Below are 21,317 nucleotides of genomic sequence, written 5' to 3'. Positions count from 1 at the left end.
GCGCCACCCGCCCGGTCTCCCGCCTTCAGGGGCCGACGGGGACCGGACCGGGCGGCGCGCTCGCCGGAGGTGACGGGGCGGTCGGGGTCTTCCGGGTTCGTTCGGGTTCGGTCCGGTCGGCCTCAGGGGCAGAGGTGGTTCGGTCGCGGCTGGCACTCCCCCGGGTCGCCCGGGTCCACCGGGCCCGTCCCCGGACGGAAGTTGGACCACCACAAGGGCAGGCCGTCGCCGCGGTGGACGACCATGTTCCCGGCGTTCTGGATCGCGAGGTAGGCCCCCGGATTGCGTCCGGTGCGGCTCTCCCACAGACGCCGCATGGCGGCGTCGTAGGCGCCCAGGTTGCCGTCGGCCTGGACGTAGAAGTACGTGCCGAGGCCGTAGGTCCCGACTGCGGTCCAGATGGCGACACCGTCGCTGTAGAGCACCACGTGCCCGTCGGACTGCTGGTGAAGGACGGTGCTCCCGTCCGGCGAGGACCAGCTCTCGCCCCGGGCCAGCCGGGAGGTGGCGCGGATGATCGTCTCGCCGGCGTCGGCCGACCGCGTCACCGTCTGCGACGTGGACCCGGCGGAGGGGGCGGGCGCGGCATGGGCCGGGCCCGTCAGCAGCCCGACGGCCGCCAGTAACGCACTCAGGGCGACAGCGGAGCGTGGGGCGAACGAACGCGAAGTTCTCATGACGGATGCTCTCCTCGGCATCGAGCTGGGCGTGGCCTCGCACGCCCGCCACCGTGTGGGCGGCCGGGCCAGTCTCAGCGCGACCGCCGGCGGTGGGCGAGGCCTTTCGATCCACCTCGAATCCGGACAGCACACCGCGCGAGACGCTGTCTCCCGGCCACTTCGGCGGTGTGGCGGACGACCCCGCACAGCAACATCTAGCGTTGTACGCACGAGCCGGCGGAGGGGGACCAGGTGCTGCGCGTCCACTTCACCCCCGAAGACCTCGCACGCGTACGGATCGCCCCTCACCCGGACCCGCTCGCCGAGACGATCCTGAGCCTGCCCGCCCTCCAGGCGCCCGGCAGCCACGGACTCGCCCTCTCGGGTTGGCGCGAGCGCACCCGTACGGGCGTGGTACCCGCCCTGAGGCCGCTGCTCGAACTGGCACCCGCCGGACCCGGTGAGTACCTGCCGGAGGTGTTCACCCACGCCACCGGCGTCACCCTCGATGAAGGGCTGGACCACACCTGGTCGCTACCGCGCCGCCAGTGGATGGCCGACCTCCGTGCCACGGATCAGCTGCGTCCGCGCGCGCCCCGCTGGATCCACGCCCTGCACCACGGCGACCGGGAATGGGGGAGTCTCGTACGCCGGGCTCTGTCGCGCTACCACGCCGTGGCGATCGCCCCCTACTGGGCGCAGCTGACCGCCGCCGCCCACAGCGACCGCGGCAGCCGCGCGGTGACGCTGGCCGACGCGGGAGTCGACGGGCTCCTGTCGACGCTTCACCCGGCGATCCGGTGGACCTCGCCCGTTCTGCATGTTCCGTGCGCGTCGGACGCCGACCTGCGGCTGCCGGGCAGCGGGGTACTGCTCGTACCGACCTTCTTCTGGCCGCGCCCCCTGGCACTGGTCGACAACGCCGACCCCGAACGGCCCCTCGTACTGCGCTACCCCGTCGCCCTCGACCTCGCCGACCACCGGGCGCTCTGGGCTCAGCCGGCCCCCACCGGCCCCGACGGCGGGCTCGCCGCGCTGCTCGGCACGACACGCGCCCGCGTCCTACGGGCCGTCGAGAACACCGCGAGCACGTCCGAACTGGCTCTGCGCACCGGCATCTCCGACGCGACCGCGAGCCACCACGCCAGTGTGCTGCGCGCCGCACGCCTGGTGACCACCCGACGAGAAGGAAGTGGCGTCCGCCACGAGCTCACCCCACTCGGGCGGGCCATGCTGGGGCACCTCGGCAACCCGCAGGCCGGTCTCCCCGCGAGCCGACGCACCGACCGTGACACGGCCTCATGAATCCGCACAGGGCTGGAACATGGTGCCCGAGCGCGGCGGTCTACGAGTGGCTTCCGCGTCGCCTGCCATCCGGTCCGTGACCGCCCCTACGGTTCGACGATGTGCCGCAGATAGGCGTGCGGGTCGGCGAGATAGCGGCGCCAGTGATCCACGACGCCGAGCTCCCGCCAGACCACCCTCCGTATGCCGTGCTCGCCGACCTCGACGATGTCCGCGCCCGGCAACGCGGTCAGCAACGGGGAGTGCGTGGCGCAGATGACCTGGCCGCCTTCCCTGGCCAACCGGTCGATGTGCCCGATCAGTTCGAGGCACGAGGAGAAGGAGAGCGCCGCCTCCGGCTCGTCGAGGACGTAAAGCCCCGCGTGAAGGAACTTTCCGCGGAACGCCGCGAGAAAGCCCTCGCCATGGCTGACCGAGTCCGGTGACAGCCCCTCCCTGCCCAGGGCGTCCAGCGCGGTCTCCGCCCGCAGGAGGAAGCCCTTGCGGGCCGACCAGTTGGTGGCCATACGGCGCCCGCGCGGGGCGGCGTCGAACCTCATCCGCTCGCCGAGCGCCGACTTGCCACGCGGGGAGGAGTAGCGCCAGTCGTGGGAGCCGCCGTAGGAGTCCAGACCGAACCCCTCCGCCAGCGCCTCGACCAGGGTCGACTTCCCTGAACCGTTCTCACCGACCAGAAAGGTCACCGGTGCGGTGAAGCGCAGCCCTTCGTCGAGCAGTTGCCGAACGCAGGGTACGGACCAGGGCCAGGCGCTCTCGTCGTACGAGGTGAGATGGGCATACGCGCGTTCGACAATCACTCGACCAGTGTCGCGCAGGGCTCGGACGACGTACGTGCCCCGCTCCTTCGGGACCAACCTGGTCACTGCTGGTGCCTACCCGAAGCCGGTGGCGTCCTCTCCCGCCATCAGGGATGTCACCTGCCGCATCAGTGTCACCATCCCCTTCCTCGCGTTCTGTTCCTTCCATCCGTCGGAACCTCGGAACCACGGCCACGCTCCGTGGCTGACCTGGCCCCTGACAAGTTTGACGCCGCGGTAGCGGCGCCCGTACGTCTGGCTGCTCCGGTAGCTCTCAGCCACTTCGTAGTCGGGGAGATCCGCGTAGGGCACAGAAACGGTTTCGCCGTACCGAAGAACTACCGAGTGACGAAGGAAGGCCATGGCGACCCCCACCTTGAAGGAGCCGATGTCTCCCCACAGTGCGAGGACGTCATCCTTCGCCACACCGAGGGACAACTTGTGCCGGCACCTGAACCATTGCTCGTCGGAGATCTGCTCAGGGAAGGTCAGGGAGCATCCCGCGGGTGCCGCACGCAGAACATACTCCAGACGCCTCCGGAAGAACTGCTGTGCGTCGGGATGCGCGTCGGGATGGGACGCGAGCATCAATGCCTGCGGCCAGCACTCCGAGAGGTGGTAGACGGACAGCGCGTACGCGTCCTTGATGTCGCTGTCAGCGGCGGCGACGGCGAGCATTCCCGTAACCCGGTCTCCGTAACGGCCATTGACCACGACGACGGGTGCCCCGCTGTAGCCGGGCTGAGCCCGGAGCGCCGACTCCGTCGCCTTGTCGATCTGAAGCACGCCAGGACCGACACGGCCCCGCAAGGTCCCGGTCGTCCAGGAACCGCGTTCCCGGCGGGGTGGGTCCCCTGGGAAGCCGTAAAGGTAGACCTCGCGGCCCCAGTTGGCCTCCTGGCGCAGGAATCGCGCATACGTGGCCGCGGGCGGCGGGGCCTCGTCCAGAAGGAGTCCCGCCACGTCTCCGCCGAAGACACCGCCGGCGGGCGGCGGACTCCACGACGCGAGCCGGGCCGTGCGGATGGTCGTCTGCTCCCCCTCCAGTAAGGGAAACCGCACACGGATCACCTCGCCGGCGGACGGGCGCTCCTGCGCCCTGGGACCGCGTCCCAGCGCCGTGTTGATGACATGGGCACAGGAAATCAGTTGTCTTCCATTGACAAGGAAACCGACGCCTGCCGGTACGTCACCCGAAGCGCGGAGTATGCGAACGGTGAACCGCTCGCGGTCAGCTTGCGGTGTCACGACCACCCCACGAGAGACGGACGGTGAAATTCGCCTCGGCCGTGCCCTTCGTGAAGATCACACCTGTCTCCCCTCCCAGCTTGATCCCGAACTCGACCTCCACCGCCTCGGGGGAGGCGTGCGCGACGGCGTCCCGGACCTGGCGCACAACCGGCTGTATCGAGGCAAGCGTGGACTGCAGGTGTTCCCGCGCCCGGACGGCCAATCCGTCCGCGGAGTCGGATGCGAGTTGAAGGTCCTGGGAGAGTTCGGACCTGTCCACCTCGAAGACGGCGATCTCGCCATCCTCCATGACGAACTCCAGGAGCTGCTTGGCCATACGTGTCTCCCATACCGGCGTCTCTCCAGCAAGTCCGACAAAGCTAATGCTTCCAAACCCGGAGGAATGCCCGAAGAACGTTTCGTCCGGGTTGATGACGGGAGCCGGTCAACTGTCGCGCCCGGTACCGCCGGTGGGTCCGGCCCGGTTCAGCCGGGCGCGTCCGTCGGCAGGGTCATCGTGAACACGGTGCGGCCGGGTCGGCTCTCGACGTCCACCGTGCCTCCGTGGGCCGTGACCACCGCGTGGACGATCGCCAGGCCGAGTCCGGTGCTGCCCGTCGTACGCGAACGGCCGTGGTCGGCGCGTACGAAGCGGCCGAAGACCTCGGGCACCAGGTCCTCGCCGATACCGGGACCGTCGTCCGTCACGGTCAGCCTGACGCGGCCGCCGCCGGCGGACAGGCGGACGGTGACCTCGGTGCCCGCCGGAGTGTGGGTGCGGGCGTTGGCGAGCAGGTTCCCGACGGCCTGGTGCAGACGGTGCTCGTCGCCCTCCGCCGTGACCGACTCCTCGGGCAGGTCCAGCCGCCAGCGGTGGTCCGGACCGGCGGCGCGCGCGTCGTCCGTGGCGTCGAGGACCAGCCGGGTCAGATCGACCCGGGAGCGGCTGAGGGCCTGGCCCGCGTCGATGCGGGCGAGCAGCAGCAGGTCGTCCACCAGGCGGCTCATCCGTTCGGACTCGGACTGGATACGGTCCAGCGCGCGGCGCACCTCGGCCGGTACGGGACTCGTGGTCCGGAGTGCGAGCTCCGCGTGCCCACGGATGTTCGCCACGGGGGTGCGCAGTTCGTGGCTGGCGTCCGCGGCGAAGTGCCGCAGGCGTTCCTCGCTGGCCTGTCGTCGCTCCAGGGCGTCGCCGACGTGCCCGAGCATGCGGTTGACGGCGGTGGCGACCTGCCCCACCTCGGTGCGCGGGTCGCCGGCCGGTACGGGCTCCGGCATGGCGACCTGACCGCTGGCCAGGGGCCGTTCGGCCACGTTCACCGCCGTACTGGTCACCCGGCGCAGAGGGCGCAGCGAGACGCGCACCCAGAGCGCTCCCAGAATCCCGGTGACCACGAGGGCTGCGGCGAACACCGCCGCCTCCACCCCTTCGAGCCGGTGCACCGTCTCCTCGACAGAATGCAGCGGCAGGCCGGTGACGAGGACATCCCCGTCGTCCCCGCGGACGGCGGTGAGGCGGTACGCGCCCAGCGCCGACAGTCTCCGGCTGTGGGCGTCCCCGTCGACGGGCAGGTGCGTGAGCGTCCGCCGGTCGGCGGTGGTCAGGCGCACGTCGGCGTCCGCCTCGTCCCTGACGACCGCCGCCGCGTCGATCGAGCCGTTCAGCAGCCGGGCGCCGAACGTGCCTTCCGACTGGCCGCGGGTGTCGGGCATGTTGTCGGCGTCGGGCCGGGCCTCGTGCTCAAGGCTGGCCGCGAATCGTCCGTCGGAGGCGGTGAGTTGCTGGTCGAGGCGCCGTACGAGGAAGCCTTCGAGCGCGAGGACCGTGGTGATCCCCACGGCCAGGCACGCCACGGCGAGGAGCACCACCATTCCGGTGGTCAGCTGCGCCCGGAGGGTGCGCGGCAGGGGGATCCGGCGAAACCCTGGCCGCATCAGTACCCCGGCTTCAGGACGTAACCCACGCCGCGCACGGTGTGGATCATCGCGGGCCGACCGGTGTCGATCTTCTTGCGCAGATAGCTGATGTACAGCTCCACGACGTGCGCGCGGCCGCCGAAGTCGTAGGACCAGACCCGGTCGAGGATCTGTGCTTTGGACAGCACACGGCGGGGGTTGCGCATCAGGAACCGCAGGAGTTCGAACTCCGTACGGGACAGCTCCACGATCTCACCCCCGCGGGTGACCTCCCGGGCCTCCTCGTCCATCACCAGTTCGCCGACGACCAGCCGGTCGTGGCCCGACTCGCGCGCCATGCCGGCCCGGCGCAGCAGGCCGCGCAGCCGGGCCAGGACCTCCTCCAGGCTGAAGGGCTTGGTCACGTAGTCGTCGCCGCCCGCGGTGATACCGGCGACGCGGTCCTGGACCGAGTCGCGCGCGGTCAGGAACAGCACGCACACGTTGTCCAGGTCGCCCCGGAGGCCACGCAGGACGCTCAGGCCGTCCGTGTCCGGGAGCATCCAGTCCAGGACGACGGCGTGGGGACGGAACGCGCGCGCGGTCTCCACCGCGGAGGCGCCGTCGGCCGCGGTCCGCACCTGCCAGCCCTCGCCCGACAGGGCGCCGGAGAGGACCTCCAGGAGATCCGGCTCGTCGTCGACGACGAGGACCCGCACGGGGCCGCCGTCGCTGCCCCGCAGGGTCCGGGATGAGGTGCTGTGGTCGTTCATGGTCTCTCCAGCATCCTCCCGAACCGGGGCCGCGGGGCTCTGGGCACGCTCTGAGTTTCCTCTGAATGCGGCGGGGGTGACCTGTCTCAGAGGAGCCTCAGAGGTTGCGCTGCGACGGTGGTCGGCAACCGGCGGAAGAGGGCCTATGAGTACGACGACGAACGCGCGGCACCGGGCGGAGCGTGCTCCACGGCTGCGACGGCCGCGTTCGATGGTCCCCCTGGCCGTCCAGAGCGCGATCTGGCTGGGCGCCGCGGGTGTTCTCGGTCTCTGGTGGAGTGACACCACCTCGGTCGTGGGCGCCGGTGCGTGGCTGACCGACGCGGGCCGGATCACCGGTCTCCTCGCGGGCTACGCCTGTGCCGTACTGGTCGCGCTGATGGCCCGCGTCCCCCTCCTCGACCACAGCATCGGCACCGACCGGCTCGCGCGCTGGCACGCCCTGGGCGGCCGTTACACGATCTCGCTGATCCTCGCCCACGTCCTGCTGATCATCTGGGGATACACGCTGACGTCGGGCAGCGGAGTGGTGAGCCAGACGAGCACATTGGTGTTCCACTATCCGGACATGCTCAAGGCCACCGCCGCCTTCCTGCTGTTCGTCCTCACGGCGGCCGTCTCGGCACGCGCCGCGCGCCGCCGGATGCGCTACGAGACCTGGCACTACCTGCACTTCGCCACCTATCTGGCGGTCTTCCTGGCCTTCTCCCACCAACTCAGCAACGGAGCCGACTTCGTCGGACACCTCCCGGCCCAGGTGGCGTGGTACACGCTGTACCTCGGGGTCGCCGCCCTCGTCGGCTGGTACCGCTTCCTGGTTCCCGTACGGCGTTCGCTGCGTCACCGGCTGCGAGTGGCTGACGTACGGCACGAAGCCCCCGGCGTCGTCTCGGTTCATCTGACGGGGGAGCACCTGGAGGAACTGGGAGCGCGACCGGGACAGTTCTTCCGCTGGCGCTTCCTGGCACCCGGCCTGTGGTGGACCGCCAACCCGTACTCCCTCTCGGCGCCGCCGCTCCCCCACCAGTTGCGGATCACCGTGAAGGCGGCGGGAGCGCACAGCGCGGCGCTGGCAGGGCTGCGGCCGGGCACCCGGGTGTGGGCCGAAGGCCCGTACGGTGCCTTCACGTCGGCCCGCACCAGATCCCGGAAGGTTCTGCTGCTGGCGGGCGGCGTAGGGATCACCCCTCTGCGGGCCCTCTTCGAGACCCTTCCGGGCGAGGTGACCCTGGTCTACCGGGCCCGTCGCCCGGAAGACCTGGCGCTGCGCACCGAACTCGACGCGATAGCCGCGGCCCGGGGCGCCGTCGTCCACTACGTCGTGGGCGAGTCGGCCTCCCGGCACTCACCGCTGACGGCGCGCGCCCTCGGCGCCCTGGTGCCGGACCTCGCCGCACACGAGGTGTACCTGTGCGGTCCGCCCGGAATGACCGACACCGCCAAGGGCGCCCTGCGCGACGCCGGAGTACCCCGCCGCCACATCCACCACGAGTCGTTCGAATTCTGAGGAGGCCCGCCGTGCGCAGAGCCGTACTCGCCGCCGCGTCGACCAGCGCCCTGGTCGTGCTGCTGCTCACCCTCAAACCGCACCAGCCGGCGGCCCCGGTGGGTGCGCCGCCCCCGCCGACGGGCACATCTCCGGCCCCGACAGGGCCGGCGTCACCACCGGGCGGATCCCAGCCGGGCACGGGTACCTACACCGGTGACCCCGTGTCCACCCAGTACGGCACGGTGCAGGTCGCGGCCACCGTCAAGGCCGGGAAGCTGACCGCGGTCAAGGTGCTTCAGGTGCCGTCCGGCAACGGGCGCGACCAGCAGATCGCCGCCTACGCCGTGCCACGCCTGACCAAGGAGGCGCTGGCCCGCCACAGCGCGCACATCGACGCGGTCTCAGGGGCGAGCTACACCAGCCAGGGGTACATCCAGTCCCTCCAGAGCGCACTGGACCGGGCCGGTGTCTGACACCGCGCGCGGCCTGCGCCATGTCGAGCACGTCATGGGCACCGTCATCACCTTCGACATCCGCGACGAACGCGTGCCCGCGATCGAGGCGGCACTGAGCGAAGCGGTCTCCTGGCTTCACCATGTCGACGAGGTGTACTCCACCTACCGGCCGGACAGCACCATCAGCCGTCTGGCGCGCCACGAGATCGAGGTCGCCGACTGCTCGGCGGAGGTACGCGAGGTCCTCGCCCTCTGCCGGAGCGCCGTACGGACCAGCGGCGGCTGGTTCAGCCATCTCGCGACCGGATTCCTCGACCCGTCGGGTCTGGTCAAGGGCTGGGCGGTGGAGGGCGCCTCCCGGATCCTGTACGAGGCGGGGGCCCGTAACACCTGCCTGAACGGTGGCGGTGACCTGCGGCTGAGGGGTGAGGCCGCACCGGGCGCTCCCTGGCGCGTGGGGGTCGCCCATCCGCTGCGCCCCGGGGAACTGTGCACGGTCGTCCAAGGCCGTGACCTGGCCGTCGCCACGTCCGGAACGGCCGAACGCGGGGCGCACATCGTCAACCCGCACCTCGGCACACCCGCGAACGGCCTGGCATCGGTCACCGTGACCGGCCCCGGGCTCACGATGACCGACTCCTACGCCACCGCCGCCTTCGCGAGAGGGGAGTCGGCACGGGACTGGCTGGCGTCGCTCGACGGCTACGAGGGATTCGGCATGCTGCCCGACGGCCGGTCGTGGTGCACCGACGGCTTCCCCGGTGAGACGGTCCCGGCGCACGACCCGGCCTGACTGTACGGCGGGCCGGGGAGGCGGCCTCGTTCAGGGCCGCTGTCCCGACGACGAGAGGCCCAGCGCCGCGGCCCGCGGCCCCACCAGGTCGCACTCGACATCCACCACTCCCTCGACCGCCCGGACCATTCGGGCCGCCACCGGGACAAGGGCGGTGTCCTGGACCACGCCGCTGAGCGTGACGACCCCGTCGACGACTGTGACCAGCACGTTCTCGCGGGACACGCGGAAGAGAGGCTCGACCACCTCCGCGCGTACCTCCTCAGCCAGGTCGTCGTCCGACCGGAGGAAGACCTTGAGCAGGTCGGAGCGGCTGACGATCCCGCGCAGCATCCCTGAGGCGTCGACCACCGGCAGCCGCTTCAGTCCGCCCTGTGCCATGGTCCGGGCCGCCTGAGCCAGTGTGGCATCCTCCCGGACCGTGACGGCGGGCACGCTCATGAGCTCGCGCGCCGTCACCGCGCCCGCCTTGCGCAGATCGTCGAGACGGCGCATCTGCTCCAGACGGCTGGGGTCCGCGTCCCGGAATTCCTCCTTGTCGAGCAGGTCCGCCTCGGAGACCACCCCGGTGACACGTCCGTCGCCCTCAAGAACCGGAACGGCGCTCACCTTCCACTTCCTCAGGGTCTCGACGATCTCCTTGAACCCGGCCCGCGGAGCGACCGCGACCACGGGGTTCGTCATCACATCGGCGACCACGTACGGCGTGTGACGCATGGTCCCTCCTCGATCGGGCCTTCTCTCCACTCCCCAAGGGTGGCCGCGCCGAGCCGACTCCTGGAGGGGCCGACAGGCCCCGACCGGGGGCCGGAGGGGCACCGTCCCGCTGGCGAGGTGCCGAGTCCCCGTGTTCATCTGGGAACGGGTCCATGACCGTCGGCGATGGAGGCGAGGGTGAGCGAGGACGAGCAGTCATCACCGGACCGCGGGACCGAGGGCGTGGCCGACCGGGTGGAGCTGCGCCGGATCCAGCTGGGGCTCTCGCCTTCCGAGCTGGCGCACCGCGCGCGGATGTCCATGTCCTACCTGCGGGAGCTGGCGTCACTGCGCGGCGACTTCGACCCGCAGGGACTGACCCGGCTGGCCGACGCGCTGGGCATGACGTCCGACGAGCTGCTTCACGGCCGCGCCGACCCGCCGCCCGGCCAGACGAACGCCGGCGCCCACCAGCGTCTGATGCGGCTCACGGAGCGCGAGTGCTGGGACCGGCTCGGAACACACGGGGTCGGGCGCCTGGGTCTCCGGGGGGACACCGCGCCCGTGATCGTCCCGGTCAACTTCCTCGTCGACGGCCGGACCGTGGTGTACCGGACCCGCCCCGAAAGCGTCGGCGCGGTCGGCGCGGGCACACCACTCGCCTTCGAGGCCGACCACCTGGACGAGGAGCGGATGCGCGGCTGGAGCGTACTGCTGACGGGAACGGCCGAGCACATCACCGACCCCACGACCACGGACACCCTCACGAACCGGTCGGGATCACGCCCCTGGGCGGGCGGGTCGCGGCCCCTGTGGATCCGGCTGCTGCCGGAGGAGATCAGCGGGCGGGTCATCGACGTCCCCTGAACGTGACAACGTGGGTGGCCTTCTCACTCGTCCGGGAGGTCGTGTCGTGACTCGTCGAGTCGGCTTGGTGGATCTGCCGGTGACCTTCGCGCGTCCCTTGCGGCTGTTCACGTACATCATCGGGCACAGCCAACTCCCGCTCAGGGGCGAGCAGAACCATGAGCGGGGCCGTACGACGACGCTGGAAGTGGTGCGGTTCGAACCTGACCGGCCGTCGCCGTCCGAACCCCGGACGGTCTACAGCCCCTACCCCCGGCACCGGTAGGAGCGGGCGGACCTTCGACGTGCAAGGTCAGGTGAACAGCGTGGAGCCGAGCGGGTGTTGGTCGTCGAAGCCCGGGAGGATCAGGAAAGAGGCGCTCGCCGTCGTTGTGGTGAAGGGGAGCAGGGCGTCGGAGGTGTCCATGCGGGTGAGCGTCGCCGTGAAGGTGCGCAGGGTGTTCTGGAAGCTGATGAAGAGCAGGCCGGGGGCCGGTTCGTCGGTGCTGTAGGAGCGGCGGAGCATGTGGCCGACGCCGACCACCGTGGGGTTCGCCCTGCGTACGTGGGCGTCCGCGGGGACCAGGTAGCGGCCGTCGGGTGTCTTGGCGCCGAGTTCGGGGGGCGAGGCCGCGGTGCCGCCGGAGAGGGGGACGCCGGTGGAACGGCGGCGTCCGAAGACCGCCTCCTGGTCGGCGACGGACAGGGCGGCGAACCGGGGCAGGTCGAGTTCCATGCGCCGCAGTACGGCCAGGGTGCCGCCGGCCACCTCGGGGGGCCCGGCCAGCCACAGGTCGCGTTCCTGTTCGGCGGGCGTGTGCGGGCCCACGATGCCGTCGATGAACCCGAGCAGGTTGCGCGGTGCGGTGAGGTCCTTGGCGACGGGCACCTCCGTACCGCGGCGTCCGGACTGCCGCCAGCGTTCGCGGACGCGGTCGCCGGCCTGGTCCAGGAGCGCGGCGGCGGCGACCGGGACGACCAGCGCGTCACTGGCGCAGATCTGCAGCAGCAGATCACCGCCGCGTGCCCGTGGGGCGATCCGCTCGCGGGAGAACCGCGGCAGGTCGGTCGCGCCTGGCAGGTCGGCACCGGCCGTCCGCACCAGCCGCGGGCCCACGCCGACGGTCACGGTCAGGTCCCCCGGCGACAGGCCCAGCAACCGCGGATCGGACCCGGCGGTCAAAGCGCGGACGGCCTCGCCGAGTTCGGCCAGCAGCGGGCCGGGCGCCACGTCGGCGTCGAGGTCGGCCACCACCGCCAGCAGGTTGCGCTGGCCCGACCGGGGAAGCGTGATGCCCGCCTGATGCCGGCCCGTGGCCGGAACCGGCGCCGGCGGTGCGGGCGTTGCCGCCGCGGACGGGGCGGACCGGTCCGGCGGGGCGGAGTCCGACGAGCACCCGGTGAGGAGACCGGCGGCCACCGTGGCGCCGGTGACATCGAGGAACGCGCGGCGTGACGGGTGGCGGTCGTCGCGGTGCATGATGTGCAGAGTGCCACAGCCGCCCCGCGACCGCCGTCAACTTCCCTTTCCCGGCGGGGATTTCGCCGTCGTGCCAGACTGGAATCATGTCTCGATCAGCTCTTCGCGTGGTGGCGGCGGTACTGGGCGCACTGACGTTGGTGACCGGCTGCGGCAGCGGTGACGGCGACGACGAGGGATCGGACAAGGGCCGGCGGCCGGACGGTACGAAGGTGACGATCCGGGTGCCCGAAGACGCCCCGACGATCTCGGACGCGGTGTCCCTGGCCCGGTCCGGCGACCTGGTGCTGGTGGCTCCGGGGGTGTACCACGAGTCCGTGAAGATCGACACGGCGCGCGTCACGCTGCGCGGCGAGTCCCGGGACAAGGTGGTCATCGACGGGCAGTTACGCCGCCCGAACGGGGTGGTCGTCACCGCGCCCGGGGTGGCCGTGGAGAATCTGACCGTACAGAAGAACACGCAGAACGGCGTGCTGGTCACCGGTTCGGCGGCGGCGGTCGCCGGGCTGCCGGGGAGCGGCGGCTACGACACCGGTGACGAACCCGTCAGCTTCCTCAAGTCGTTCGTGGTCTCGCACGTGACCGCGACCCGTAACGGTCTGTACGGCATCTACGCGTTCTCCGCCCAGAACGGTGTCATCGAGCACTCCTACACATCGGGCGCGGCCGACTCGGGAATCTATGTCGGCCAGTGCAAGCCGTGCCGGATCGTGGTGCGGGACAACGTCTCCGAACTCAACGCGGTCGGTTACGAGAACACCAACGCCGGCGGCGACCTGTACGTGGTCGGCAACCGGCTCGCCGGCAATCGCGTCGGCCTGACCACCAACTCCGACCACCAGGAGAAGCTGCTCCCGCAACGCGACGCGGTCGTCGCCGGCAACCTGATCGCGGACAACCAGCAAAGCCGGACCCCCGAACAGGCCGACGGCGGCTGGGGCATCGGTGTCGGGATCGACGGCGGCAGCGACAACCAGTTCATCCGCAACCGGATCACCGGCAACACCGGCGCCGGGCTCGTGATCACCGCGACGTCGGACCTGACGGCGAACCGCAACCGGATCACGGACAACACCTTCGCCGCCAACGGCATCGACATCGGCTGGACCTTCCCCACCGCCACCCGGGGGCAGGGCAACTGCCTGCGAGGGAACGCGCTTCGCAAGACCGTGCCCGCCGGTCTCGCGGACTCCGCGTCCTGCCCGGTCCCCGCCAAGTCGCCTACACCCTCCGGCAGTTGGGCGAGCCCGAAGGCGCCTCCGGGCATCGCCTTCACCACCGTGGCCGCGCCCGGCCCGCAGCCGCAGTTCCCGGGGGCCACCACCGCCGGGGCCACCGTCGTACCGGACGTTCCCGCGCTGCCGGACGTCGCGGACATCGCGCTGCCGTCGCCGTCGCTGCTCGCCACCGGCGCGCGGGCGCGCACCTCGTAAGGCCGCCCCATGAAGGCAGTCACGGCGCCGGTGTGACTCCGGGGACCGGCTTCACCGGGGCGTACTTCTGGGTGTCGAAGTCGAAGACCACCGGCCGCGACTCGGAGGCGATACCGGCCTGAACCCGGTGCATGGTGCCGCCCGAATCGATCCAGTAGCGCACGTTCCCCGACGTACGGGCTTCGCCGCCCGCGTCCGGCCCGTTCATGATGTCCGTCCGATGGCCGCGCACCTGGTCCTTTCCGACCCATGAGGCGCCGCTCTGCGACAGCAGTACGGAGTTGTCCGGCCGGTCGTTGCCGAGGCGGAGCGCGATGGCCAGTGCGCTGTCCAGCGTCATGCCGGACGTCTGGAGCGGGCGGCTGTGCCAACCGGACGCGGGCGGCGACGCCGGCGCGGCTGCCGGCGGGTCCGTCATGGGGTGTACGAGGACGGTGGTGGCCGTCCATTGGATCAGCCCGTCGCTGGACGTGTCGCGCCCCGTCCCGCGTACCACTCCGTAACCGGTGTGGGTGCGGTAGTCGACGGAGCCGGTGACGACCAGCCCGCCGGCGGGGTTCGGCACGGTTATCCTCACCGCCCGGCCCCCCGCCTCGTAGTTGAGGAACCGCGTGATCGCCAGCCGGTCCACCTCGTCCGAGGTCAGCGCGCGCGGGGCGGCGGGGTCGTCGCCGTCGCCGAGAAGGACGAAGGCGGCGGTCGCGGCAGCCGCGATCCCGACGGCGGCGGCTGCCACCCACCGTAACTTCGGCCACCGGCGGCGCCTGCCCGCCTCACGCCCCGGGCGGCCCTGCTTGTCGTTGACGCCGCGCGTCCTGACGCTCCGCGTTCTGATGCTCCGCACGCGGCGGGACTGTAACAGGTCCCCGCGGGGGCACCACCAAACTCTGCGTTTACGAGACATGACTCACGGTCAACTCATATGCTCACCCCTGCACTTGCCGAGTCGGCATCAGCGCAGGACGAGGTAGACGAGGTAAAGGAGTGCCATGCCATTACGTGGAGTGGTGCGGTTGGGGCTGTCCGGCCTCTTACTGGTGGGGGGCGGCGCGGGCACGATACTGACCAGCGCCGGGCAGGCCGACGCTTCGGCCTCCGACGGCACCCTCACCGTCCAGGTACTACGGGACTTCTTCGGCACCGGCGTGATCAACTCGACCATGGACGTGCCGCAGCGGGGAATGAAGGTCGAGGTGGCCGACTCCGCCGGCCATCGCGTCACCGGTGTCACGGATGTCACCGGGAAAGTCATCGTGCCGCCGTCGGACGAACTGACCGGCGGCCGGTACCGGGTCGACGTCACCGTCCCGGCACCCTACAGCGGCTATCTGCGGGCGGCGCCCGCCTCGACAGCGCCGAACCACTTCGACAGCTTCACCACGTTCGTCGACGTCTCGGACGGCAAGGACGACTCGGTGATCACCGGGGTCTGGGACCCGGCGGACTACGCGCTCCCCGAATCCCGCTACTTCGTGCCGATCCAGAGCGGCGCCACCGGTACGGAGACCCGGGCCCTGGTGGCGTTCGGGACGGACGCCCGCGGCAACTGCCCCGAGCCGCAGGCATGCCCGGAGGTGATCAACACCCAGGAGCAGGTGGGCACGACCTACGGGCTGGCCTACGACAGGTACCGCGAGCAGCTTTTCCAGTCGTCCTTCGCCCGGCGGTACACGGAGTACGGGCCGGACGGCGGTAACGCGATCTACACCGTGGCGGCCGACGGAAGCGCCACGAAGCTGTTCGCGAGGGTGCCGGGCGCCACCAAGACGGAGCACGACACCGGCAACCTGATCAAGGACGCCGGGTTCACCGACGCACCGGGCAAGGAGAGCATCGGCGGCCTCGCCTTGTCGGACGACGGCTCGACCCTGTACGCGGTGAACCTGCTCACCCGCAGCCTGGTCAGCTTCGACGCGACCAAGCCCACGGCATCGGCGCCCGAGGAGACCGTGCCGATCCCCGACCCGGGCTGCGCGTCGGCGGACGACTGGCGTCCGTTCAGCGTGGCCATCAACAACAACACCCTGCATGTCGGGGGTGTGTGCAGCGCGGAGAGCACCCAGGAACGCGCGGACCTGAAGGCCGTCGTCGCCACCTATGACGGCGAGAAGTTCACCACCGTGCTGTCCAAGGCGCTGGACTTCGAGCGCGGAGCCGTGCTCACCGGCACCTCCGGCAACGACCAGGTCAACCACTGGAACCCGTGGAACACCGACCTCGCGGACTGGGACGGCCACACCGTGAGCGGCTGGATCATGGATCCGCAGCCGGAGCTGGCCAGTCTGGCCTTCGCCCGCGACGGCTCGCTGATCCTCGGCTTCCGCGACCGGTTCATGGACGTCGTGGGCTGGGGCGGGCTGGATCCGAGGCCGGGCAACGACACCCCGCAGAGCGGCATGGCCGGCGGCGACATCAACATGGCCTGCGCCACGCCCACCGGCGGGTACGAGTGGGAAGGCACCGGCAACTGCGCCGACCACGCCACGGACCCCACTCTCGACGGTGTCCAGCCCCCCGGCGTCGTCGAGTACTTCCCGGGTGACTTCTTCCCGAACGGCGGCTCCGCGACCCAGCCCGGGCCGCACCAGGAGTCGGCGCTGGGATCGGTCGCCTACATCCCGCAGCAGCAGTGGGTCGTCAGCACGCAGATGGACCCGACCGGCCGGGTCGCCACCAGCGGAACCGGCTACTACGACGTCGCCACCGGCCTCGGTCCCGGCAATGACCCGGTCAACAACGCGTACGAGTTCGTCGGTGCGAACCAGAACGGGTTCGGCAAGGCCGGCGGTCTCGGCGACATCGCGTTCGCCGCGGCGAACGCGCCGATCCAGATCGGCAACGTGGTGTGGTTCGACGGCGACCACAACGGCGTCCAGGACCCCGGGCAGGTGCTGCTGCCGGGGGCGACGATCAACCTGCTGGACGCCGAGGGCGAGCAGGTCGCCACGACCACGACCGATGCCGCCGGTGAGTACTACTTCGGTGGTGTCGGCGCGGAGTACGAGCTGACACCCGGCGGCAAGTACACCGTCCAGTTCGATGTGTGCACCGCGGACACGAGCGAGGTGCCGGGCCGGCCGGCCGCCACCGACCTGCGGTTCACGCTGCCGCGGACCGGTGACGACAGGGTTCACGACTCCAACGTGACCCCGCCGACCACCGGGCAGCTGTGCAGCGGGTCCGCCCCGGTCACGGCGCCGAGCACGCCGGGAGGGGTTGATCACACGATCGACGCCGGTGTGTACATCCCGGAGGAGGCGTCGCCGTCCCCGACACCGACTCCGACACCGACACCGCCCGGGTCCCCGTCCCCGACACCGACGCCGCCCGGGTCTCCGGCGCCGGAGCCGTCTGGCGTGGTGCCCAACAACCCGGGACCGGCCGGCGGTGGCGGTTCACTCGCGGAAACCGGCACGTCCGGCGTGGGAGAAGTGCTCGCCCTCGTCGCACTGCTGCTCGGTGCGGGTGCGACGGTCGTCCTCGTCAGCCGTAAGCGGCGCGTCAGGCATCACTGACACCCGCGATCCCCGACGGGCCGGTGCGCCGCACCGGCCCGTCGGCATGGCAGGGCCCTCCTTGGTCAGGTGAACAGCGCCTGGGAGAGGGCGAATCCGCCGAAGACCGCGCCGATTCCGGCCGCGACGGAGGCGATGACGTTGGCCGCGGCGAAGAACTTCGCACCGCTCTCGGCCAGGCGCAGCGTCTCGTAGGAGAACGTCGAGTACGTGGTCATCGCGCCGCACAGGCCTGTGCCCAGCAGGAGTTGCACGGTGTGGCCCGCGGTGCCGGAGAGGGCGGCTCCGGTGAGGAGGCCCAGGATCAGCGAGCCGACGACGTTGACGGTGAACGTGCCCCAGGGGAAGACGGTGTCGTGGCGGGCCTGGACGGCGCGGTCGGTGAGATAGCGCAGCGGGGCGCCGACCGCACCGCCGACGGCCACCAGCAGGTAGTCGCTCATCGTGCCGCCGCGTGCGCGCCGCCGAAGCGTACGACCTGAACGGGTTCCAGGGTGATCAGGCCCTCGATGCCGAGATCCGCCAGCCGCGGCAGGAACGCCCGGATGTTCTCCTCGGTGTCGACGACGACCACGGCCACGGGGAGGTCGTCGGCCATCGACAGCAGCCGGGTGGTGTGGACGACCTGCCGGCCGCCGAAGCCCTCCACGCCGTGGAAGGTCGAGGCGCCGGTGAGTCCGGCGGCGTGCGCCCGGTGGACGATCTCGCTGTGGACCGGCTTGTGGTGCCAGACGTCGGTGTCGTCGACCAGCACCGTCAGCCGTACCGCGGGCTGTGTACTGAAGCTCATGAGGCACTCCGCTTCGCCAGGATCCGGCGCGTGCTCCACGCGCCCACGGTCACCGCGGCCAGCGCGGCCACGAGTGTTGCCGACAGATAGCCGAGCGCGGTCCCCGCACGGCCGGCGTGGAACAGGCGCTCGATGTCCACGCAGTAGGTGGAGAAGGTGGTGAAGCCGCCCAGCACCCCGGTCCCGAAGAACGGCCGCAGCAGGGGGTGGGCGGAGAAGACCTCGGTGACGGTGACGAGGAAGACCCCGATCACCAGGCACCCGGCGGCGTTGACCAAGAGCGTGGTCCAGGGGAACGCGGCGGGCGGGGTCGGCCACGCCTGGGCGGCGCCGAACCGGGCGACCGCGCCGATGGCGCCGCCGAGGGCGATCACGAGGAGGACGCCGTAGTGCGAACGGCGCAGCTCACGGCGTTGAGCGGCATTGGTGAGGTCGACATCGGGGTCGATGGGCTCGGCCGGTGTCGGCACGTCGGTCTCGTGCGATGGCATACGTCTCCCTACACGTGGTTCCCGGTCGCTGCTCGCGGACCGGGTTCTTCACGGGTAGGGACTGTTGGCGGCTGTGGTGCCGCGGTTCGGATACGGCGAGCCCCACCGCCGCGCGGCACAGGAACCCGCCGCTGGTCCCACTCTACGGCGGGTGGCTACGCCGGCCGGGTACGGCCCGCCGTGAAGGCTCCGGCGCCCAGCAGGGACAGCAGCATCCAGCCGGCCGCGTAGAGGAATCCGGCTGTCGGGGACAGCGCGGTGTACAGGATGCCGACCACGACGGTGGCCACGACGTCTCCGACCGCCTGCACGGCGCCGAGCAGTCCGAATCCGCTGCCGCGCAGCCGGTCCGGCAGCAGTCCCGCCACGAGTGCGGACTCCGCGGTCTCCGCGCAGCCGATACCCGCCCCGGCCAGGCAGAAGAAGACCAGCAGCACCCACCAGGACGACGACCCCACCGCGAAACCCGCGTAGGCCACCACGTAGAGAGCCGCACCCGTGGCGAACACGACGCGCGGGCCCGCCCGGTCGATCCAGTGGCCCCCGACGTACGCGACGACGGCGGCGACCGCGTTGTGCGCCGCGTAGATCAGGATGGCCAGGGACGCGGCCCCGGCGGCGGACCGGCCGTCGGTGTGCAGGAGTTGGGTGGCCCGCAGGATCAGCAGGGTGACGGCGAGATTGCCGAACTCGAACAGCAGGATCGGCAGCATCGGCCGCAGCAGTCCCGCTCCGCGCAGCCCGGCGAACCGCAGCCGGATCGGCTCCCGTACCCCGTCGGTGTTGCGGCGGCGGGCCTCGCGGGCCGCGACGGTGATGGCGACCGCGGCCAGGATCCCCGGGATGAAGGCGAACCAGAACGCCGGCCGGATCCCCAGCCAGGCCACCAGCCACGCGGCGGCCAGCGGACCGGCCACCGCTCCCAGATTGTCCCCGGCCCGTTCCAGACCGTACGCCCGCCCGAACGCCCGGGGCGGGGCCAGGGAGGCGAGCAGCGAGTCCTTCGACGGACCGCGCAGCCCCCGCGACGCCCACGCCAGGGCCCGCAGGACGCCCACCTGCCACACCGCGGTCGCCAGGCCGATCGCGCCGGTCGCCAGGGCCGTACCGAGGTAGCCGCCACTCGCGATACCGCGCCGTCTGCGCGGGTCGTTGGCCAGTGGACCGCCCACGAGCTTCATGACACCGGTGAGCGCGTCGCTGATCCCCTCGATCAGCCCCAGCGAGGCCGCCGAGCCGTGCAGGGTGCTGGTCACGAAGCTCGGGAGCACCGCGGTGGCGATCTCATGTCCGGAGTCCGAGAGGAAACTCGTCACCCCGACACTGCCCACGCCCTTGGTCAGCCACTTGCCCTCGCCTTCCGCAGGGGGCGGCACCGGGTCAAGCCCCGCCGGGTCATCGGGCACCGGTCCACCTCTCTCGCCACGGCAGCCACCGATGCTGCCACCGGCCCCGCCGCTCGGCCCGCAGGCACCACTTGCCGGAGGGGGGACAACCGTCATCTAGGACGGGAGCCGGCCTACTTCGCGCTTAGCGTCGCTGCCTGCCGACCGACATCAGCGAAAGGAATCAGCGATGCCCGAGCAGAGAAGCGCCGCACCGGAGGGGTACACGACTGTCGCGCCCTGGGTCGTCACCGACGACACGGGTGCCTTCCTCGACTTCGTCGGCCAGGCGTTCGGGGGTGAGGAACTGGGACGGGTGGCGACCGAGGACGGTCTGATCGGTCACGGTGAGATCCGGGTCGGCGACACCGTCGTGCTGGCCTTCGACCGGCACGCGGACTGGCCCGCCGTGCCGAGCCTGCTGCGGGTGTTCGTCGCCGACGCGGACGAGGCGTTCTCGCGGTCCGTGGCCGCCGGCGCCCAGGTGGTCACGCCCCTGGCGGACGACGCGTTCGGACAGCGCGGAGGGCGGGTCAAGGACCCGTTCGGCAACATCTGGTGGGTGGTCGCCCGGGTCGAGGACGTCTCCGAGGACGAGATGTGGAAGCGCCTGCAGGACCCCGTGTACGCGGGGGTCATGCGGGTGGCCCAGGAGACGCTCGACGCCGAGCTGGGCGGTCGGCGCCGAGGGCAGAGCAGTGCGCCCGTCAGGGCGGCCAACCCGTGATGCCTGGGTGCGCCCCGTAGCGCTCATGGCCGGGGAGCGCTTCCATCCTGCTCCGGCAGCCCGTCAGTTGGGCTGAGGGCGCCCGTTTCGCCGGGGCCGGGGAGCGCTGCGGCCGGGCGACGCCGTCGCCCCGGTCCCCGGCGTCGCCCGGATCGTTCTCAGGTCGCGTGCCATCGATCGGGCTAACGGGCGCTCTCGTGTCGTGCCGTGTTCGGTGCCCGGGTCCGGCCTGCCCTCAACGGCGCGTCACCTGGGGTTTCGCGTCGGTCCCGCGCGTACCCGAGCCACGGAGCCAGGCGAAATGGGCGATTGCTTCCTGTTCCTCATGCTTGTCTGCCTTCTGCGTGCCGGACTCCCGGTGCGCGGCGTCCCGGCCCGCCGGTCGGGCGATCACACCGGCCAGTTGAATCCCGCCTCCTGTCGTGCGGCCCCGCCCCACGCCGGGAGGCGGATTCGCAGACGAGAGGAACACCTTTGAAGACCACTTCCGCACGGCCGCGTTCGCGGCGGCCATCGGCGGCATGGGCGCGCTCCTGCTCGGCACCGGCGGATTC

General features: G+C 71.3%; 22 protein-coding genes. 9 read left to right on the top strand and 13 right to left on the bottom strand.

All coding sequences use genetic code 11. The features are described from left to right. Positions 1–122: 122 nt before the first annotated feature. Complete coding sequence (locus BHU15_RS05420) at positions 123–677, bottom strand: hypothetical protein (protein ID WP_069626112.1); 555 nt, start codon at positions 675–677, stop codon at positions 123–125. Positions 678–911: 234 nt separating this feature from the next. Here BHU15_RS05420 and BHU15_RS05415 point away from each other — a divergent pair, with 234 nt between their 5' ends. Next, a complete protein-coding gene (locus BHU15_RS05415) occupies positions 912–1,964 on the top strand; it encodes an ArsR/SmtB family transcription factor (protein WP_069626111.1) in 1,053 nt (350 codons plus the stop codon). An 86-nt stretch (positions 1,965–2,050) separates the two neighbouring features. On the opposite strand, the gene BHU15_RS05410 is transcribed toward BHU15_RS05415, so the two are convergent. From BHU15_RS05410 to BHU15_RS05390, 5 genes are all read right to left on the bottom strand, one after another. Further along, positions 2,051–2,761 (bottom strand): AAA family ATPase, encoded by a 711-nt coding sequence (locus BHU15_RS05410; protein WP_069626110.1) that lies wholly within the window; start codon positions 2,759–2,761, stop codon positions 2,051–2,053. A gap of 75 nt (positions 2,762–2,836) precedes the next feature. Next, entirely contained in the window at positions 2,837–4,009 is a 1,173-nt protein-coding gene (locus tag BHU15_RS05405) for a S1 family peptidase (RefSeq protein WP_167756273.1), read from the bottom strand. Then, positions 3,993–4,328: a CU044_2847 family protein gene (locus tag BHU15_RS39660; protein ID WP_069626108.1), complete on the bottom strand. Its 336-nt coding sequence runs from the start codon at positions 4,326–4,328 to the stop codon at positions 3,993–3,995. Before BHU15_RS39660 ends, BHU15_RS05405 begins: the two co-directional genes overlap by 17 nt. A gap of 149 nt (positions 4,329–4,477) precedes the next feature. Then, complete coding sequence (locus tag BHU15_RS05395; RefSeq protein WP_069626107.1) at positions 4,478–5,929, bottom strand: sensor histidine kinase; 1,452 nt, start codon at positions 5,927–5,929, stop codon at positions 4,478–4,480. Further along, positions 5,929–6,663, bottom strand: coding sequence for a response regulator transcription factor (locus tag BHU15_RS05390; protein WP_069626106.1), 735 nt, complete (start codon positions 6,661–6,663; stop codon positions 5,929–5,931). Before BHU15_RS05390 ends, BHU15_RS05395 begins: the two co-directional genes overlap by 1 nt. Before the next feature lie 145 nt (positions 6,664–6,808). On the opposite strand from BHU15_RS05390, the gene BHU15_RS05385 reads away from it, so the two are divergent. From BHU15_RS05385 to BHU15_RS05375, 3 genes are read left to right on the top strand one after another with little or no spacing between them, the layout of a single operon-like run. Next, positions 6,809–8,170 carry a ferredoxin reductase family protein gene (locus tag BHU15_RS05385; protein WP_069626105.1) on the top strand — a complete coding sequence of 454 codons (1,362 nt, stop codon included), beginning with the start codon at positions 6,809–6,811 and terminating at the stop codon, positions 8,168–8,170. 11 nt (positions 8,171–8,181) lie between these two features. Continuing rightward, positions 8,182–8,625 carry an FMN-binding protein gene (locus tag BHU15_RS05380; RefSeq protein WP_069626104.1) on the top strand — a complete coding sequence of 148 codons (444 nt, stop codon included), beginning with the start codon at positions 8,182–8,184 and terminating at the stop codon, positions 8,623–8,625. Continuing rightward, complete coding sequence (locus BHU15_RS05375) at positions 8,618–9,400, top strand: FAD:protein FMN transferase (protein ID WP_069626103.1); 783 nt, start codon at positions 8,618–8,620, stop codon at positions 9,398–9,400. The genes BHU15_RS05380 and BHU15_RS05375 overlap by 8 nt, the downstream gene beginning before the upstream one ends. A gap of 30 nt (positions 9,401–9,430) precedes the next feature. Here BHU15_RS05375 and BHU15_RS05370 read toward each other — a convergent pair whose 3' ends face one another. Further along, positions 9,431–10,117 (bottom strand): CBS domain-containing protein, encoded by a 687-nt coding sequence (locus tag BHU15_RS05370; RefSeq protein WP_069626102.1) that lies wholly within the window; start codon positions 10,115–10,117, stop codon positions 9,431–9,433. Between the two features lie 177 nt (positions 10,118–10,294). Here BHU15_RS05370 and BHU15_RS05365 point away from each other — a divergent pair, with 177 nt between their 5' ends. Next, positions 10,295–10,963 (top strand): pyridoxamine 5'-phosphate oxidase family protein, encoded by a 669-nt coding sequence (locus tag BHU15_RS05365; protein WP_255293028.1) that lies wholly within the window; start codon positions 10,295–10,297, stop codon positions 10,961–10,963. Positions 10,964–11,009: 46 nt separating this feature from the next. Then, the gene (locus tag BHU15_RS05360) at positions 11,010–11,228 is read left to right on the top strand and encodes a hypothetical protein (RefSeq protein WP_141726770.1); all 219 of its coding nucleotides are present in this window, start codon (positions 11,010–11,012) and stop codon (positions 11,226–11,228) included. A 27-nt stretch (positions 11,229–11,255) separates the two neighbouring features. Here BHU15_RS05360 and BHU15_RS05355 read toward each other — a convergent pair whose 3' ends face one another. Then, entirely contained in the window at positions 11,256–12,422 is a 1,167-nt protein-coding gene (locus tag BHU15_RS05355) for a Dyp-type peroxidase (protein ID WP_069626099.1), read from the bottom strand. Positions 12,423–12,508: 86 nt separating this feature from the next. Between BHU15_RS05355 and BHU15_RS05350 the strand changes: the two genes are divergently transcribed. Continuing rightward, the gene (locus BHU15_RS05350) at positions 12,509–13,855 is read left to right on the top strand and encodes a right-handed parallel beta-helix repeat-containing protein (protein WP_069626098.1); all 1,347 of its coding nucleotides are present in this window, start codon (positions 12,509–12,511) and stop codon (positions 13,853–13,855) included. Positions 13,856–13,874: 19 nt separating this feature from the next. Here the strand turns inward: BHU15_RS05350 and BHU15_RS05345 are convergent, their stop codons facing one another. After that, on the bottom strand, positions 13,875–14,591 hold the full coding sequence (locus tag BHU15_RS05345) for a hypothetical protein (protein WP_435896979.1): 717 nt from the start codon (positions 14,589–14,591) through the stop codon (positions 13,875–13,877). 253 nt (positions 14,592–14,844) lie between these two features. On the opposite strand from BHU15_RS05345, the gene BHU15_RS05340 reads away from it, so the two are divergent. Continuing rightward, on the top strand, positions 14,845–17,370 hold the full coding sequence (locus BHU15_RS05340; protein ID WP_079127912.1) for an SdrD B-like domain-containing protein: 2,526 nt from the start codon (positions 14,845–14,847) through the stop codon (positions 17,368–17,370). 65 nt (positions 17,371–17,435) lie between these two features. Here BHU15_RS05340 and crcB (BHU15_RS05335) read toward each other — a convergent pair whose 3' ends face one another. The 4 genes from crcB (BHU15_RS05335) to BHU15_RS05320 all read right to left on the bottom strand — a co-directional run bounded on the left by crcB (BHU15_RS05335) (position 17,436) and on the right by BHU15_RS05320 (position 20,057). Beyond that, positions 17,436–17,813, bottom strand: coding sequence for a fluoride efflux transporter CrcB (gene crcB, locus BHU15_RS05335; protein WP_069626097.1), 378 nt, complete (start codon positions 17,811–17,813; stop codon positions 17,436–17,438). After that, entirely contained in the window at positions 17,810–18,160 is a 351-nt protein-coding gene (locus BHU15_RS05330) for a DUF190 domain-containing protein (protein WP_069626096.1), read from the bottom strand. Before BHU15_RS05330 ends, crcB (BHU15_RS05335) begins: the two co-directional genes overlap by 4 nt. Further along, complete coding sequence (gene crcB / locus BHU15_RS05325) at positions 18,157–18,651, bottom strand: fluoride efflux transporter CrcB (protein ID WP_069626095.1); 495 nt, start codon at positions 18,649–18,651, stop codon at positions 18,157–18,159. The genes BHU15_RS05330 and crcB (BHU15_RS05325) overlap by 4 nt, the downstream gene beginning before the upstream one ends. Before the next feature lie 155 nt (positions 18,652–18,806). Beyond that, positions 18,807–20,057, bottom strand: a complete 1,251-nt coding sequence (locus BHU15_RS05320) for an MFS transporter (protein WP_247748899.1) — start codon at positions 20,055–20,057, stop codon at positions 18,807–18,809. Positions 20,058–20,226: 169 nt separating this feature from the next. Between BHU15_RS05320 and BHU15_RS05315 the strand changes: the two genes are divergently transcribed. Next, positions 20,227–20,763, top strand: coding sequence for a VOC family protein (locus BHU15_RS05315; RefSeq protein WP_069626093.1), 537 nt, complete (start codon positions 20,227–20,229; stop codon positions 20,761–20,763). Positions 20,764–21,317: the final 554 nt, after the last annotated feature.

The sequence above is a fragment of the Streptomyces niveus genome, from assembly GCF_001723055.1.
Taxonomy (GTDB): Bacteria; Actinomycetota; Actinomycetes; order Streptomycetales; family Streptomycetaceae; genus Streptomyces; species Streptomyces niveus.
Note: the sequence above shows the minus strand (reverse complement) of the source record. Positions and strands in the feature narration are given on the sequence as shown.